Here is a 12,751-nt window from a genome sequence, read left to right as displayed (position 1 = left end):
ACCGAGGCCGCCGTGGTGGCCGCCGTGTACGCGCTGCTGGTGTCGATGCTGGTGTACCGCGAGATGAAGCTCAACCAGCTCTACGGCGTGTTCGTCTCGGCGGCCAAGACCACCGCCGTGATCATGTTCCTGGTGGCCGCCGCGATGGTCTCGGCCTGGCTCATCACCGTGGCCGACATCCCCAGCCAGATGATCAGCCTGCTGGAGCCCTTCATGGGCAACCAGACGCTGCTGCTCATCGCCATCATGTTCCTGGTCATGGCCGTGGGCACCGCCATGGACATGACGCCCACCATCCTGATCATGACCCCGGTGCTCATGCCCGTGATCAAGGCCGCGGGGATCGATCCGGTCTACTTCGGCGTGCTGTTCATCATCAACAACGCCATCGGCCTGATCACGCCCCCGGTGGGCACCGTGCTCAACGTCGTGGCCGGCGTGGGCCGCATGAAGATGGACGAGGTCACCCGTGGCGTCATCCCGTTCATGACCGCGCAGTTCATCGTCATGTTCCTGATGGTGTTCTTCCCCTCCATCGTCACCGTGCCGGCGCGCTGGTTCGCCGGCTGAAGCCGGGGCGGCTCGCACCAATGAAAAGGGCCGGCATGTGCCGGCCCTTCCCGACGCCCGTGCCCATGGCACGGGCGTTCTTGCTTCATCAGGCCGGCACGCTGAGCTTGACCTGGTAACCCGCGGCGTTGCTGGGATGGTCCTGGCGCGTGAAGACCGAACGGTCGTTCTTGAGCACGATCACTTCGAAGAACGGCTTGAAGCGCGTCTCGGACACGCCGAAGGCCTGCAGGAACTTGCCGAACAGCACCTGCTCCTCGGGCTCGGGCTGGCCGTCGGACAGCGACGAGTCGATGAGGTTCACCAGGATGCACATGCGCTGCGCATCGCTGAGCAGCGGCGTGGCTTCGGACAGGAACTGCTCCACCGTGTGCGAGCGCCGGTACTTGAGCGCGCTGTCCAGCAGCGCCTGGTTCTGCGCGCCGACACCGACGGTGCCGTTGCCGCTGTCCTGCCCGCCCAGCACGGACAGCAGGTGGCCGATTTCCTCGTGGTCCATCTCGCCATCGGCGGACATCATGTAGAGAAGGCTGGTGGCCAGCGCCTTGTGCGGCGTCATCTTCTCGCCCGAGTCGCTCTTGAACATGTCGAAAAGGCCCAAATCGATCTCCTTGGTAGCAGGTTCGTCTTGATGTGCCGGCGCGCGGGATGCGCACCGGCCTTGGTCGCCGGCCTGGTTGCTTCAACCGCCGACCAACGCATTGTTGCGGGATCGATGATTCGAGAAAAGCTGTTTCTCTCGATGGAATTCATCGAGAAAATTCACGGGTTTTCAGAGGCAGCTGGCATCCGCTCATGCTGCCATCGCCTGCGTGCCCTCGCCCTGTCGAACGAGGTTCATGTGCTGCCGCAGCACCAGCGCCGACAGGTGCTTGCCCAGATCGGGCAGCCCGGCCGCGCGCAGCTCGGCCGCCGCCACCAGGGCGCGCTTGTCGCCGCGCGGCAGCAACAGCACCTGCGCGTCGGCATATGGCGCCGGCAGCGGCTTGCTGAAGTACGGCGCGCGCAGCCGGCGCAAGCCCTCGTGCAGCCCGGCGGCCAGCGCGGGGTCGCGCGTGCTGATGGCGAACAGCTCGTAGTGGCGCCGCAGCCCGCTCACCGCCAGCGGCTCGATGGAGCCGCTGTGCAAGTCGGCACTCAGCGGCACGGGCAGCCCGATGCGACCGGCAATCCAGCGCGCGGCGGCAAAGCGCAGCGTGCCGCCGCCGTTGGCCAGGAACAGCCGGCCGTCCCACAAGTAGCGCACGAAGTGCTCCGAGGCCTTGGGCTGGCGCAGGAAGCGCAGGTCCCGATGCGCCAGCAGCGCGGAGAGCTTCGAGCGCGTCACCTCGCTGGCCATCGAGCGCGCGCCGCGCTGCGCCAACGCGTCCAGGCTGTCGAACTTCAGCAGCTCGGACTTCGAAGCCTGCAGGCCGGCCACGTCCTGGATGTCGCAGCGCCAGCGCGGCGTGCGCGTGCAGCTGCCGAAGGCCGCCAGGTCCGGCAGCACCTCGCGCGTGGCGTGGTAGCCGAAGTGCCGGCCGGCGCGCCAGCCCGTGACCTCTCCGGCCTTGAAGGCCTCGCCCCGGCCGGCGCCGGCCTGGCCCCACTCGTGCCACCGGGGCACGCTGCCCAGCCAGAGCGCATCGGGCGCGGGTTCGAGCGGCACCTGCAGGCCCTGCGCCTGCCCGGCCAGGAAGCGCCGCAGCGTGACCGGCACGCCGAACTGCTCGCGCACCCGGTCGGTGGCGAAGGACAGAGCTTTGTTGAGCATGGACTTCCTCTTGCTATGGGCCGCCGCCGCGCAGCCTCCCTGCTGCCGCGCCGAAGCCCCGATCGGGGCGGCCTCGATTTGCCGGGCGCGATGATGGCGCGGATCGGGGGCTCCTCCGCCGCGGTGGCGGTCCCGGATCGAAACAGTGCGTTGCCAACCTCGCCGCCCGCCTCCATGAAGCGTTTCCTCAGTCCTTTCATGCTCACGCTGAGCGCGATCATCGCGTTCGGCTATGCCTACCTCGCCTGGCGCCTGACCGACACGGCCGCGGCGCGCGCGCTGCTGTTCGTGCCCTGCCTGCTGGTCTGGCTCGTGCCCTGCGTGTACTGGGTGGGCGGACGCGAGAGCACGCGGCGCGGGGACGAGCTGCTGCATGCCGCGGCCTACGTGTGCGCGGGCTGGCTGAACTTCCTGCTGCTGCTGACGCTGGCGCGCGACCTGGTGCTGGGCCTGGCCCATCTCGCCGGCGCGCAGGGCCTGGCCGCGGCGGCCCGGACCATCGGCGTGCCAGTGGTCTTCGCCGGCTCGCTGGCGGCGCTGGGCATCGGGGCGCTGGTGGCGCTGCGCGGGCCCAGCCTGCGGCGGGTGACCATTCCCATCGAGGGCCTGGCGCCGGCGCTGGAAGGGTTCCAGATCGTGCAGATCAGCGACCTGCACGTGGGCCCGACCATCGGCCGGCGCTACGTGCGCCACGTGGTGGAGCGCAGCAACGCGCTGCGGCCGGACCTGGTCGTGCTCACCGGCGACATCGTGGACGGCGCCCCGGCGCGGCTGGCGCCGCACGTCGCGCCACTGGGCGAGCTGCGCGCCGCGCACGGCAGCGTCTTCATCCTCGGCAACCACGACTGCTACTCGGGCGCGCGGCGCTGGATCGAGCACTTCCGCTCGCTGGGCCTGCAGGTGCTGCTCAACGAGCACCTGCTGCTGCGCCGGGGCGACGCGAAGGTGGTGGTGGGCGGCGTGGTCGATCCGGCGCTGCAGCTCTCCGAGCCGCGCGCCGTGCCGCGCCCGGACCTCGCGTCCGCGCCCGAGGAGGGGCCGGCGCTGCGCATCCTGCTGGCGCACAACCCGGCCCTGACCCGGCTGGGCGCGCAGGCCGGCTTCGACCTGCAGCTCTCCGGCCACACCCACGCCGGCCAGTTCTTCCCGTGGACGCTGGCCGTGCGCATGGTGCACGCGCCGCACGTCGCGGGCCTGTCGCGGCTGGGGAGGATGTGGGTCTACGTCAACGCCGGCACGGGGAGCTGGGGGCCGCCGGTGCGCTTCGGCACGCGCACGGAGCTGACGCTGATCCGGCTGGCGCGGGGCTGAAGCGCTATACCCTTGCGGGCACTCAAATTGCTCTAGGCGCAGGTTTGACTTGCGTGTGCCCGTGTTGACCAGAGACAACAACTCCCTCGTCCTTTCCTTCGTGCTGCTGGTGGCCGTCCTGGTGACCGACGCACTCACCCCGTTGGGCTATAGCGTGTGGGCGCTGTATTTCCTGCCCATTGGCGTCACGCTGTTCCAGTCCCGTCCCTCGGTGCCGCTGGTCTTCGGCGTGGCCTCGGCGCTGCTGTGCTACCTGGGCATCTGGCTGTCGCCGCACGGCATCAATCCGTCGCTGTCGCTGTTCAACCGCAGCGTCGGCGCGTTCACCGAGCTGCTGGTGGCCGGCGTGATCTGGCGCGTGCTGACCACGCGCCAGCAGATTTCGCAGCTGCTGTGGCTGCAACAGGGCGAGGCGCAGGTCGGCCGGGCTCTGCTGGGCGAGCAGCGCTCGGCCGCCGAGCTGGGCCACTCGGCGGCCCAGGCGCTGTGCGACTTCACCGGCGCGCAGGTGGGCGCGCTGTACTGGCTCGAAAGCGATCACCTTCACCTCGCGGGCAGCCATGGCGTTGAAGAGGCCACGCTGCCGCAGCAGCTCTCGGTGCGCCACGGCTTGGCGGGCGAGCTGCTGCAGGCCGGCGCCGGGCCGCGTGCCGTGGCCGATGTGCCGCCCGGCCACCTGGACCTGACCACCACACTGGGCCGCAGCATCCCGCGGCACCTGATGCTGGCGCCGCTGACGGCCGACGGCCGGCCCTGCGGCCTGATCGAGCTGGGCCTGGTGCGCCGCGAGCCGCCGCAGCCGCGCGAGCTGGAGCTGCTGGCCGCCTGCGGCGAGTCCCTGGGCCTGGCACTGCGCACCGCCGTGTACCGCCAGCGCCTGCAGGAGCTGCTGGAGGAAACGCAGCGCCAGAGCGAGGAGCTGCAGACGCAGCAGGAGGAGCTGCGCGTCACCAACGAGGAGCTGGAAGAGCACACCCGGGCGCTGCAGGACTCGCAGGCGCGGCTGGAGGTGCAGCAGACCGAGCTGGAGCAGAGCAACGTGCGCCTGGAGGAGCAGACCCAGGCGCTGGAGCGGCAGAAGCAGTACCTGGTGCGCGCCCAGACCGATCTCAAGGACTACGCGCAGCGCCTGGAGGAGGCCAGCCGCTACAAGTCCGAGTTCCTGGCCAACATGTCGCACGAGCTGCGCACGCCGCTCAACAGCGCCCTGATCCTCACCAAGCTGCTGGCCGACAACCGCGAGGGCAATCTCAGCGCCGAGCAGGTGAAGTACGCGCGGGCCGTGTTCGAGGCCAACAACGACCTGCTGGTGCTGATCAACGACATCCTGGACCTCTCCAAGATCGAGGCCGGCCACGCTGACCTGTCCGCCGAGCCCATCGCGCTGGCCGACCTGCTGGAGCGCAAGAAGACCACCTTCGAGCCCATGACGCGGCAGAAGGGCCTGCACTTCAGCGTGGAGCTGGCACCGGGCACGCCGGCGCAGATCGTGGGCGACCGCCAGCGGCTGCAGCAGGTGCTGCGCAACCTGCTGGCCAACGCGGTGAAGTTCACCGACCGCGGCGAGGTGTCGCTGCGCGTGGAGCCCGCCGCCGAGGGCACGCGCGTGCGCTTTGCGGTGCGCGACACCGGCATCGGCATCGCGCGCGAGCAGCAGGAGGTGATCTTCGAAGCCTTCCGCCAGGCCGACGGCAGCACCAGCCGCAAGTACGGCGGCACGGGTTTGGGTTTGTCCATTGCGCGCGAGCTGGCGCGGCGCATGGGCGGTGACATCATGCTGCAGAGCGAGCCCGGCCGCGGCAGCACCTTCAGCCTGGAATTGCCGGTGGACATGACGGCGCAGGCCGAAGCCCTGGCGCAGGCGGCGCCCACGGCCGGCCCGCTGCCGCCGCCGGCCATGGCCAAGGTGGAAAGCCATGGGACGCGCGGCACCGCGGCCCCCGCAGCGCCGGCACGGGCTCCGGCAGCCGGCCGTGCGGCGCCCGCGGAAACGGCCGCCGCGCCGGCACCCGTGCCTGTGCAGCCGCAGCCCGCCGCGGCCCAGGCGAGCGACGACCGCGACCAGCGCGGCCGTCCGGGGCGCCTGATCCTCATCGTCGAGGACGAGCCGGTGTTCTCGCAGGCCATGCTGCGGCTGGTGCACGAGCACGACTTCGACGGCGTGATCGCGCCCACCGCCGCCGAGGCGCTGCGGCTGGCGCGCGAGCTGAAGCCGCAGGGCATCCTGCTGGACATCATGCTGCCCGACGGCTCGGGCCTGACGGTGCTGGAGCAGCTCAAGCGCGACCCCGCCACGCGCCACGTGCCGGTGCACACCGCCTCCGCGCTGGAGCGTGGGCAGACGGCGATGGAGCTGGGCGCGGTGGGGCACCTGATGAAGCCCGCGACGCAGGAGGCGCTGGCGCACGCCATCGGCGCCATCGAGCAGCGGCTGCAGCAGCCGCTGCGCCGGCTGCTGATCGTGGAAGACGACGCCACGCTGCGCGAGAGCCTGCGCAAGCTGCTGGCCGACGGCTCGCTGGAGATCACGGCCGTGGGCACCATGGCCGAGGCGCTGCAGGCGCTGCGCGCCCACAACTTCGACTGCATGGTCACGGACCTGGCGCTGCCCGATGGCAGCGGCTACGACCTGCTGGACCGCATGGCGGCCATGGAGGACCGCGCCTTCCCGCCCGTGATCGTCTACACCGGCCGCACCCTCACCCGCGACGAGGAGCAGCGGCTGCGGCGCTACTCCAAGTCGATCATCGTCAAGGGCGCGCGCTCGCCGGAGCGGCTGCTCGACGAGGTGACGCTGTTCCTGCACAGCGTGGAATCGGCGCTGCCGCCGGAGCAGCAGCAGATGCTGCGCCGCGCGCTCAAGCGCGACAGCGTGCTCGACGGGCGCCGCGTGCTGCTGGCCGAGGACGATGCGCGCAACATCTTCGCCCTCTCCAGCGTGCTGGAGCCGCTGGGCGTGCGGCTGGAGATCACGCGCAACGGGCGCGAGGCGCTGCAGCGGCTGGAGCGCCAGGACATTGACCTGGTGCTGATGGACATCATGATGCCGGAGATGGACGGCCTGGAAGCCATGCGCCGCATCCGCGCCGAGCCGCGCTGGGCGGAGCTGCCCATCATCGCGCTCACGGCCAAGGCCATGCCCGAGGACCGCGAGCGCTGCCTGGAAGCCGGCGCCAACGACTACATCGCCAAGCCCATCGACGTGGAGCGGCTGATCTCGCTGTGCCGCGTCTGGTGCCCGAAATGAACACCGCTTGCCCCGACCCGCTGATGGACCCGGACGACGAGGACCCCGAGCTGTTCGACCTGGAAGTCAAGCTGTTGCTGGAGGCGGTGTACCTGCGCTGGCAGCACGACTTCCGCGACTACGCCATCGCCTCCATGCGCCGGCGCGTGCGCCAGGCGCTGGAGCACTTCGGCTGCGCCAGCGTGGCGCAATTTCAGCACCGGCTGCTGCGCGAGCCGCCGCTGTTCCAGCAGGCGCTGCGCTTCCTCACCGTGCACGTGTCGGAGATGTTCCGCGACCCGCCCTACTGGCGCGCGCTGCGCGAGCAGGTGGCGCCGCTGCTGCGCACCTACGCCTCGCTCAAGCTCTGGGTAGCGGGCTGCAGCAGCGGCGAGGAGGTGTGGTCGCTGTGCGTGCTGCTGGCCGAGGAGGGGCTGCTGGAGCGCAGCATCGTCTACGCCACCGACATCGACCCGGCCGTGCTGCGCCAGGCCGAGCGCGGCGTGTACCCACTGGAGCGCATGGCCGACTTCAGCCGCAACTACCTGGCCGCCGGCGGCACGGGCTCGCTCTCGGACCACTACGCCACCTCGCCGCACGGCGCGGTGTTCGACCGCGCGCTGCGCCGCCAGGTGGTCTTCGCCGACCACAGCTTGGCCACCGACAGCGTGTTCTCCGAGGTGCACCTGGTGTCCTGCCGCAACGTGCTGATCTACTTCAACCGCGCGCTGCAGGACCGGGCGCTGGGCCTGTTCCGAGAGGCACTGGTGCGCCGCGGCTTCCTGGGCCTGGGCAACCGGGAAACGCTGAGCTTCAGCGCGCACGCCGGCGCCTTCGAGGACTGGTGCCCGGCGCAGCGCCTCTACCGGAAGCTCCCATGACGCCGCCGCTCGACTTCATCCCCCGACGCGACGCCGATGCCGTCGTGATCGGCGCCTCCGCCGGCGGCGTGCACGCGCTGCAGGCGCTGCTGGGCGCGCTGGACGCCGATTTCCCACCCGCGGTGCTGGTGGTGCTGCACCTGTCCCCCGGCCGCGAGAGCCTCATGGCCGAGTTGCTGGGCGCGGCCTGCGCGCTGCCGGTGGCCGAGGCGCTGGACAAGCAGCCCGTGCGCGGCGGCACCGTCACGCTGGCGCCGCCGGACTACCACCTGCTGGTGGAGCCCGAGCGCTGCCTGGCGCTGTCGGTGGACGACCCGGTGCTGTTCTCGCGCCCGGCCATCGACCCGCTGTTCGAATCCGCCGCCGCCGCCTACGGTCCGCGCCTGCTGGCGCTGCTGCTCACCGGCGCCAGCACCGACGGCAGCGCCGGGCTGGCGGCCGTGCGCCGCCGCGGCGGCCAAGCGTGGGTGCAGGACCCCGCCAGCGCCAGCGCCGCCACCATGCCCGCCGCGGCGCTGGCCCATGCCGGCGCCGACGCCGTGCTCACCCTCGACCAGATGTGCCGCCGTCTGGCGGCCCGATCCGAATGAACGCCCTGGAATCTCCCCACGATCCCCGCGACGACGCCGCGGCCGCCGATGCCGAGCCGGTGAAGCTGCTGGTCGTGGACGACGTGCCGCAGAACCTGCTGGCGATGCAGGCGCTGCTGCAGCAGCCCGGGCTGCAACTGCTCACCGCGTCCTCGGGCGCGCAGGCGCTGGAGCTGCTGCTGGAGCACGACGACGTGGCGCTGGCGCTGCTGGACGTGCACATGCCGGAGATGGACGGCTTCACACTGGCCGAGCTCATGCGCGGCTCCAGCCGCACGCGCGACATCCCCATCATCTTCGTCACCGCCGCGCCGGGCGACCCGCTGCGGCTGTTCCGCGGCTACGAGGCCGGCGCGGTGGACTTCCTGCACAAGCCGCTGGAGCCGCACGTGCTGCAGGGCAAGGTGCGCGTGTTCGTGGAGCTGCACCGCCAGCGCCGGCTGCTGCGCCAGCGCAACGAGGCGCTGGAGCGGATGCTCAAGCTCAACGAGGTGATGATGGCCGTGCTCTCGCACGACCTGCGCACGCCGCTGTCGGCGATGCTGATGAGCGCGGAGGTGCTCAAGCACCTGGCGGCCAACGACACGGCCCGGCGCGCGGCGCAGCGCGTCAAGGACAGCGGCCGGCGCATGTCGCAGATGATCAACCAGCTGCTGGACTTCTCGCGCATCCGCTCCGGCACGCTGGCACTGGACCCGCAGCCGCACGACCTGCGCGCCGTGGCCGACGCCGCCGTGGCCGAGCTGCGGCAGGCGCATCCCGGGGCCCGCGTGGAACTGCTGGTGATGGGCGACCAGCGCGGGCGCTTCGATGCCGACCGCATGGCGCAGGTGTTCTCCAACCTCGTGGGCAACGCGCTGCAGCACGGCGAGCCGGAGCAGCTGGTGGAGCTGGTGCTCGACGGCGGCGATGCGCAGTCGCTGCGCTTCGTGGTGCGCAACGCCGGGCACATCCCGGAGGACGCGCTGCCGCGCCTGTTCGACCCCTTCAAGGGCGCGCAGGAGGGACGCAGCGGCGGCCTGGGACTGGGCCTGTTCATCGTCCAGCAGTTCGTGGCCGCGCACGGCGGGCGCGTGGAAGGCCGCAACACGGCGCGGGGCGTGGAGGTGGAAGGCGTGCTGCCGCGCGGGATCTGAGACGCGCGGGACGCCGCGCACCGGGGCGGCTGGCAGGGCGGGCGAGAATCCCGCCTTTTGCCCGCACGTGACCTTTCACCCCTTTCCGACGCCCACGCCGCGCTGGCGCGCCATGGCGCCGGCGGATCTGCCCGCCGTGCTGCGCATCGCCGCCGAGGTCCATCCCGGCTACCCAGAGCGCGATGAAGTCTTCGCCGAGCGGCTGGCGCTGCATCCCGGCGGCTGCCTGGTGCTCGAGGACGGCGGCGGGCCGCTCGGCTACTGCATCAGCCATCCCTGGCGCGGCGAGCCGCCCGCCCTGGACACGCTGCTGGGCGCGCTGCCGCCGCAGCCGCTGAGCTGGTACCTGCACGACGTCGCCCTGCTGCCCGCGGCGCGCGGCCTGGGCGCGCCGGCGGCGCTGCTTGCGTGCCTGCGCGAGCGCGCGGCGGCGGCGGGCCTGCAGGCGCTGTCCCTCACTGCCGTCAACGGCTCCGCGCCCTACTGGCAACGCCAAGGTTTCGAAGCGGTGCCGGCGGACGGGCCGAAGCAGCGGGAGAAGCTGCGCAGCTACGGTCCGGACGCGCGGCTGATGACGGCTGCAGTCCCATCGGCCGTGCCGGCGTAGCGGCCAGCGCGCGCTGATAGGCGCCTCCCCACTCCTTACTCGCCCCCCTCCATCCCGCCCCCCACCGCCTTGAACACCGCCACCAGCGCGGTATTCAGCCTGGATTCGTTATCGGCCAGGTCGGCGCGCGACTGGAGCCAGGCCTGCCGCGCCTGCAGCACCGGCAGCTCGCTGCTGAGGCCGTTGGCGCGGCGGCCCTGCGCCAGCGCCCAGGCGCGCCGACGCTCGTCCAGCCGCGCCTGCAACTGCGCGCGGCGCTGGCGCTCCGCGGCGTAGTCCGCCAGCGCGTCGTCGATCTCCTGCCAGGCCTTGAGCACCGCCTGCTGGTAGGCCACCGCGGCCTGCTGCTGCTGCAGCTTGCGCAGCTCCACGGTGGCGCGGCGGCGGCCGTGGTCGAACAGCGGCAGGCTCAGCACCGGGCCGACCTGCCAGGTGCGCGCGCTCCAGTCGCCGAAGCGCCCGGCCTCGATGGATTGCAGCCCCGCGCCCGCGCCCAGCGCGATGCGCGGATACAGGTCGGCCACCGCGATGCCGATGTCGGCCGTGGCCGCATGCAGCTGCGCCTCCGCAGCGCGCAGGTCCGGGCGCCGGCGCGCCAGCGCCGACGGCAGGCCCAGCGCCAGGTCCGGCAGCGCCGGCACTGCGTCGGTAGCAGGCAACGGGAGCGGGGCCAGCGCCTCGTTGAGCGTGCCCGGCAGCGTGCCGCTCAGGGTCGTGAGCTGGTTGAGTTGCGCCGCCTCGCGCGCGCGCAGCGGCGGGCGCTGCGCCTGCAGCTCCGCCACGCGGGCGCGCTGGGCCAGCACCTCGTCGTCGGGAATCAGCCCGTGCGCCGCCTGGCTTTCCAACAGCCCCAGCGTGTCCCGCGCCACGGCCACCTGCTCGTCGAGCAGCGCCTGCTGCCGCTGCGCCAGGCGCAGGTTGAAATAGGTCCGCGCCAGCTCGCCGCACAGCGCCAGCCGCGCCTGCGCCAGCAGCGCATCGGCGGCCTCCACACCCGCGTCGGCGGCTTCGACGCTGCGCCGCACCCGTCCCCACAGGTCCAGCTCCCACGAGGCGTCGAAGCCCGCCTGGTACAGCGGGAAGGGCTCGGCCAGCAGCTCGGTGAGCGCCTGCCGGTTGGCACCGCCAATGGCCTGCACCAGCCGCGTCTCGGCCCCGTGCTCGCTCTGGCGCTGACGCGTGGCCTGCGCCCGCGCGTCCACGTGCGGCAGCTCCTGCGAAGCCACCACGCTGCGCTGCAGCCGGCTCTGCGCGAAGCGCAGCGCGGCGTTGCGCAGGTCCAGGCTGTTCTCCAGCAGCCCCGCCTGCAGGCCGTCCAGCACCGGGTCGCCGAACACCGTCCACCAGCGCTGCGGCAGCGCCTGCTCGCCCAGCGGCACGTCGCTGGCGAGGTCCGGCGCGCTCGTGGGCCGCTGGGCCATGGCGGCGGGCGCGGCTGGGTGGAAATCCGGTCCGACGGCGGCACAGCCCGCCAGCAGCGCCAGCGCGGCAGCCAAGGGAAGGAGGCAGGAGCGGTACATGGAAGCACGGGGCGGGGAAGCGGAAATCGCAGGGCTCAGACGAGGCGGCGGCGGAACAGCCAGCCCGCCAGCGGCAGCGTGACGGCGGCCACGCAGAGGAAAGGCACCAGGTCCCGCCACACCTGCGCCAGCGTCGCGCCTTCGAGGTAGACACGGCGCACCAGGTCGATGGCGAAGCGCAGCGGGTTGGCGTAGGTGGCGACCTGGAACGCCTCAGGCATGTTGCGCACCGGCGTGGCCAGGCCGGACAGCAGCACCAGCGGCATCAGCAGCACGAAGGTGTAGAGCATCGCCTGCTGCATGTTGGCCGACAGCGCGGAGATCGACAGGCCCGTGCCCACCACCGCCAGCGTGAACAGCAGCAGCCCGGCATAGAGCGTCCAGGGGCTACCCACCATCGGAATGCCGAACCAGAAGCGCGCCACCAGCAGGATCAGCGAGGACTGCAGCAGCCCGATGAGCATCGACGGCAGCGCCTTGCCCACCAGCAGCATGCGCGGCGTGTAGGGCGTCACCAGCAGCTGGTCGAAGGTGCCCTGCTCGCGCTCCCGCGCCACCGACAGCGCGGCCAGCATCATCACCTGCAGCATGCTCAGCGAGGCGATGAGCCCCGGCATGATGTTCCAGCGCGTCTCCAGGTTGGGGTTGAACCAGGCGCGCGACAGCACCGTCACCGGCGGCTTCGCGGCGCCGGGCAGCGCGGCGTTGAACGCCGCCACGACGGCGCGCACCTGCGCCGCGGCGTTGCCGGCGGTGGTGGAGTTGCGCCCGTCCAGGACCAGCTGCAGCGGCGCGGGCTGGCCCGCCGACAGGCGCCGCTCGAAGTCCGGCGGGAAATGCAGCACCAGCAGCGCATCGCCGGCGTCGATCACCTCGGCCATCTGCCGCGGCGCCTGCAGCGTCGCCACGCGCTGGAACACGCCCGTGCCGTCCAGGTGCGCCAGCAGCCGGGTCGAGGCCTCGCCGCGGCTCTGGTCCAGCACCGCGTAGGGCACGTCCGTGAGGTCGAAGGTGGCGCCGTAGCCGAAGAGCAGGCTCTGCAGGAGGGCCGGCACCACCAGCACCACGCGGCTGGCCGGGTCCTGCAGCACGGCCAGCAGTTCCTTGCGGCACAGGTTCGCCAGGCGGCGCAGGATGTCGAGCAGCGATGCAGGCAT

11 protein-coding genes are annotated in these 12,751 nt (G+C 72.0%); 7 read left to right on the top strand and 4 right to left on the bottom strand.

The features are described 5' to 3' along the window. Positions 1 to 570, top strand: a 570-nt coding sequence (locus H537_RS0108030) for a TRAP transporter large permease subunit (protein ID WP_028997487.1), incomplete at its 5' end; no start/stop codon positions are given. Between the two features lie 88 nt (positions 571 to 658). Here H537_RS0108030 and H537_RS0108025 read toward each other — a convergent pair. After that, positions 659 to 1,171 (bottom strand): tellurite resistance TerB family protein, encoded by a 513-nt coding sequence (locus H537_RS0108025; protein WP_028997486.1) that lies wholly within the window; start codon positions 1,169 to 1,171, stop codon positions 659 to 661. 192 nt (positions 1,172 to 1,363) lie between these two features. Then, positions 1,364 to 2,323, bottom strand: a complete 960-nt coding sequence (locus tag H537_RS52460) for a DUF6685 family protein (RefSeq protein ID WP_051242162.1) — start codon at positions 2,321 to 2,323, stop codon at positions 1,364 to 1,366. Positions 2,324 to 2,497: 174 nt separating this feature from the next. Here H537_RS52460 and H537_RS52455 point away from each other — a divergent pair, with 174 nt between their 5' ends. The 6 genes from H537_RS52455 (at position 2,498) to H537_RS41830 (ending at position 10,074) form a co-directional block, all read left to right on the top strand. Next, on the top strand, positions 2,498 to 3,634 hold the full coding sequence (locus tag H537_RS52455) for a metallophosphoesterase (protein ID WP_028997485.1): 1,137 nt from the start codon (positions 2,498 to 2,500) through the stop codon (positions 3,632 to 3,634). A 61-nt stretch (positions 3,635 to 3,695) separates the two neighbouring features. After that, the gene (locus tag H537_RS0108010) at positions 3,696 to 6,881 is read left to right on the top strand and encodes a response regulator (protein ID WP_238446631.1); all 3,186 of its coding nucleotides are present in this window, start codon (positions 3,696 to 3,698) and stop codon (positions 6,879 to 6,881) included. Beyond that, on the top strand, positions 6,878 to 7,741 hold the full coding sequence (locus H537_RS0108005; protein ID WP_238446630.1) for a CheR family methyltransferase: 864 nt from the start codon (positions 6,878 to 6,880) through the stop codon (positions 7,739 to 7,741). Before H537_RS0108010 ends, H537_RS0108005 begins: the two co-directional genes overlap by 4 nt. After that, positions 7,738 to 8,331: a chemotaxis protein CheB gene (locus H537_RS0108000; RefSeq protein WP_051242158.1), complete on the top strand. Its 594-nt coding sequence runs from the start codon at positions 7,738 to 7,740 to the stop codon at positions 8,329 to 8,331. Before H537_RS0108005 ends, H537_RS0108000 begins: the two co-directional genes overlap by 4 nt. Next, complete coding sequence (locus H537_RS41835) at positions 8,328 to 9,467, top strand: hybrid sensor histidine kinase/response regulator (protein ID WP_043458388.1); 1,140 nt, start codon at positions 8,328 to 8,330, stop codon at positions 9,465 to 9,467. The genes H537_RS0108000 and H537_RS41835 overlap by 4 nt, the downstream gene beginning before the upstream one ends. Positions 9,468 to 9,534: 67 nt before the next feature. Further along, positions 9,535 to 10,074 (top strand): GNAT family N-acetyltransferase, encoded by a 540-nt coding sequence (locus H537_RS41830; protein WP_238446629.1) that lies wholly within the window; start codon positions 9,535 to 9,537, stop codon positions 10,072 to 10,074. A gap of 35 nt (positions 10,075 to 10,109) precedes the next feature. Here the strand turns inward: H537_RS41830 and H537_RS0107985 are convergent, their stop codons facing one another. Both H537_RS0107985 and H537_RS0107980 read right to left on the bottom strand, forming a co-directional pair. Further along, positions 10,110 to 11,594 carry an efflux transporter outer membrane subunit gene (locus H537_RS0107985; RefSeq protein WP_028997481.1) on the bottom strand — a complete coding sequence of 495 codons (1,485 nt, stop codon included), beginning with the start codon at positions 11,592 to 11,594 and terminating at the stop codon, positions 10,110 to 10,112. A 35-nt stretch (positions 11,595 to 11,629) separates the two neighbouring features. After that, complete coding sequence (locus H537_RS0107980) at positions 11,630 to 12,751, bottom strand: ABC transporter permease (RefSeq protein WP_028997480.1); 1,122 nt, start codon at positions 12,749 to 12,751, stop codon at positions 11,630 to 11,632.

The sequence above is a fragment of the Azohydromonas australica DSM 1124 genome (assembly GCF_000430725.1).
Lineage (GTDB): Bacteria > Pseudomonadota > Gammaproteobacteria > Burkholderiales > Burkholderiaceae_C > Azohydromonas > Azohydromonas australica.
The sequence above is the reverse complement of the archived record's forward strand: the minus strand, read 5'-3'. Positions and strand labels throughout refer to the sequence as shown.

Excerpts from the sequence above, each read along its gene's own strand:
- H537_RS0107985 (WP_028997481.1), bottom strand. The coding sequence starts at position 11,594 with ATGTACCGCTCCTGCCTCCTTCCCTTGGCTGCCGCGCTGGCGCTGCTG.
- H537_RS0108005 (WP_238446630.1), top strand. The coding sequence starts at position 6,878 with ATGAACACCGCTTGCCCCGACCCGCTGATGGACCCGGACGACGAGGAC.
- H537_RS41835 (WP_043458388.1), top strand. The coding sequence starts at position 8,328 with ATGAACGCCCTGGAATCTCCCCACGATCCCCGCGACGACGCCGCGGCC.
- H537_RS0108000 (WP_051242158.1), top strand. The coding sequence starts at position 7,738 with ATGACGCCGCCGCTCGACTTCATCCCCCGACGCGACGCCGATGCCGTC.
- H537_RS0107980 (WP_028997480.1), bottom strand. The coding sequence starts at position 12,751 with ATGCCTGCATCGCTGCTCGACATCCTGCGCCGCCTGGCGAACCTGTGC.
- H537_RS52460 (WP_051242162.1), bottom strand. The coding sequence starts at position 2,323 with ATGCTCAACAAAGCTCTGTCCTTCGCCACCGACCGGGTGCGCGAGCAG.
- H537_RS52455 (WP_028997485.1), top strand. The coding sequence starts at position 2,498 with ATGAAGCGTTTCCTCAGTCCTTTCATGCTCACGCTGAGCGCGATCATC.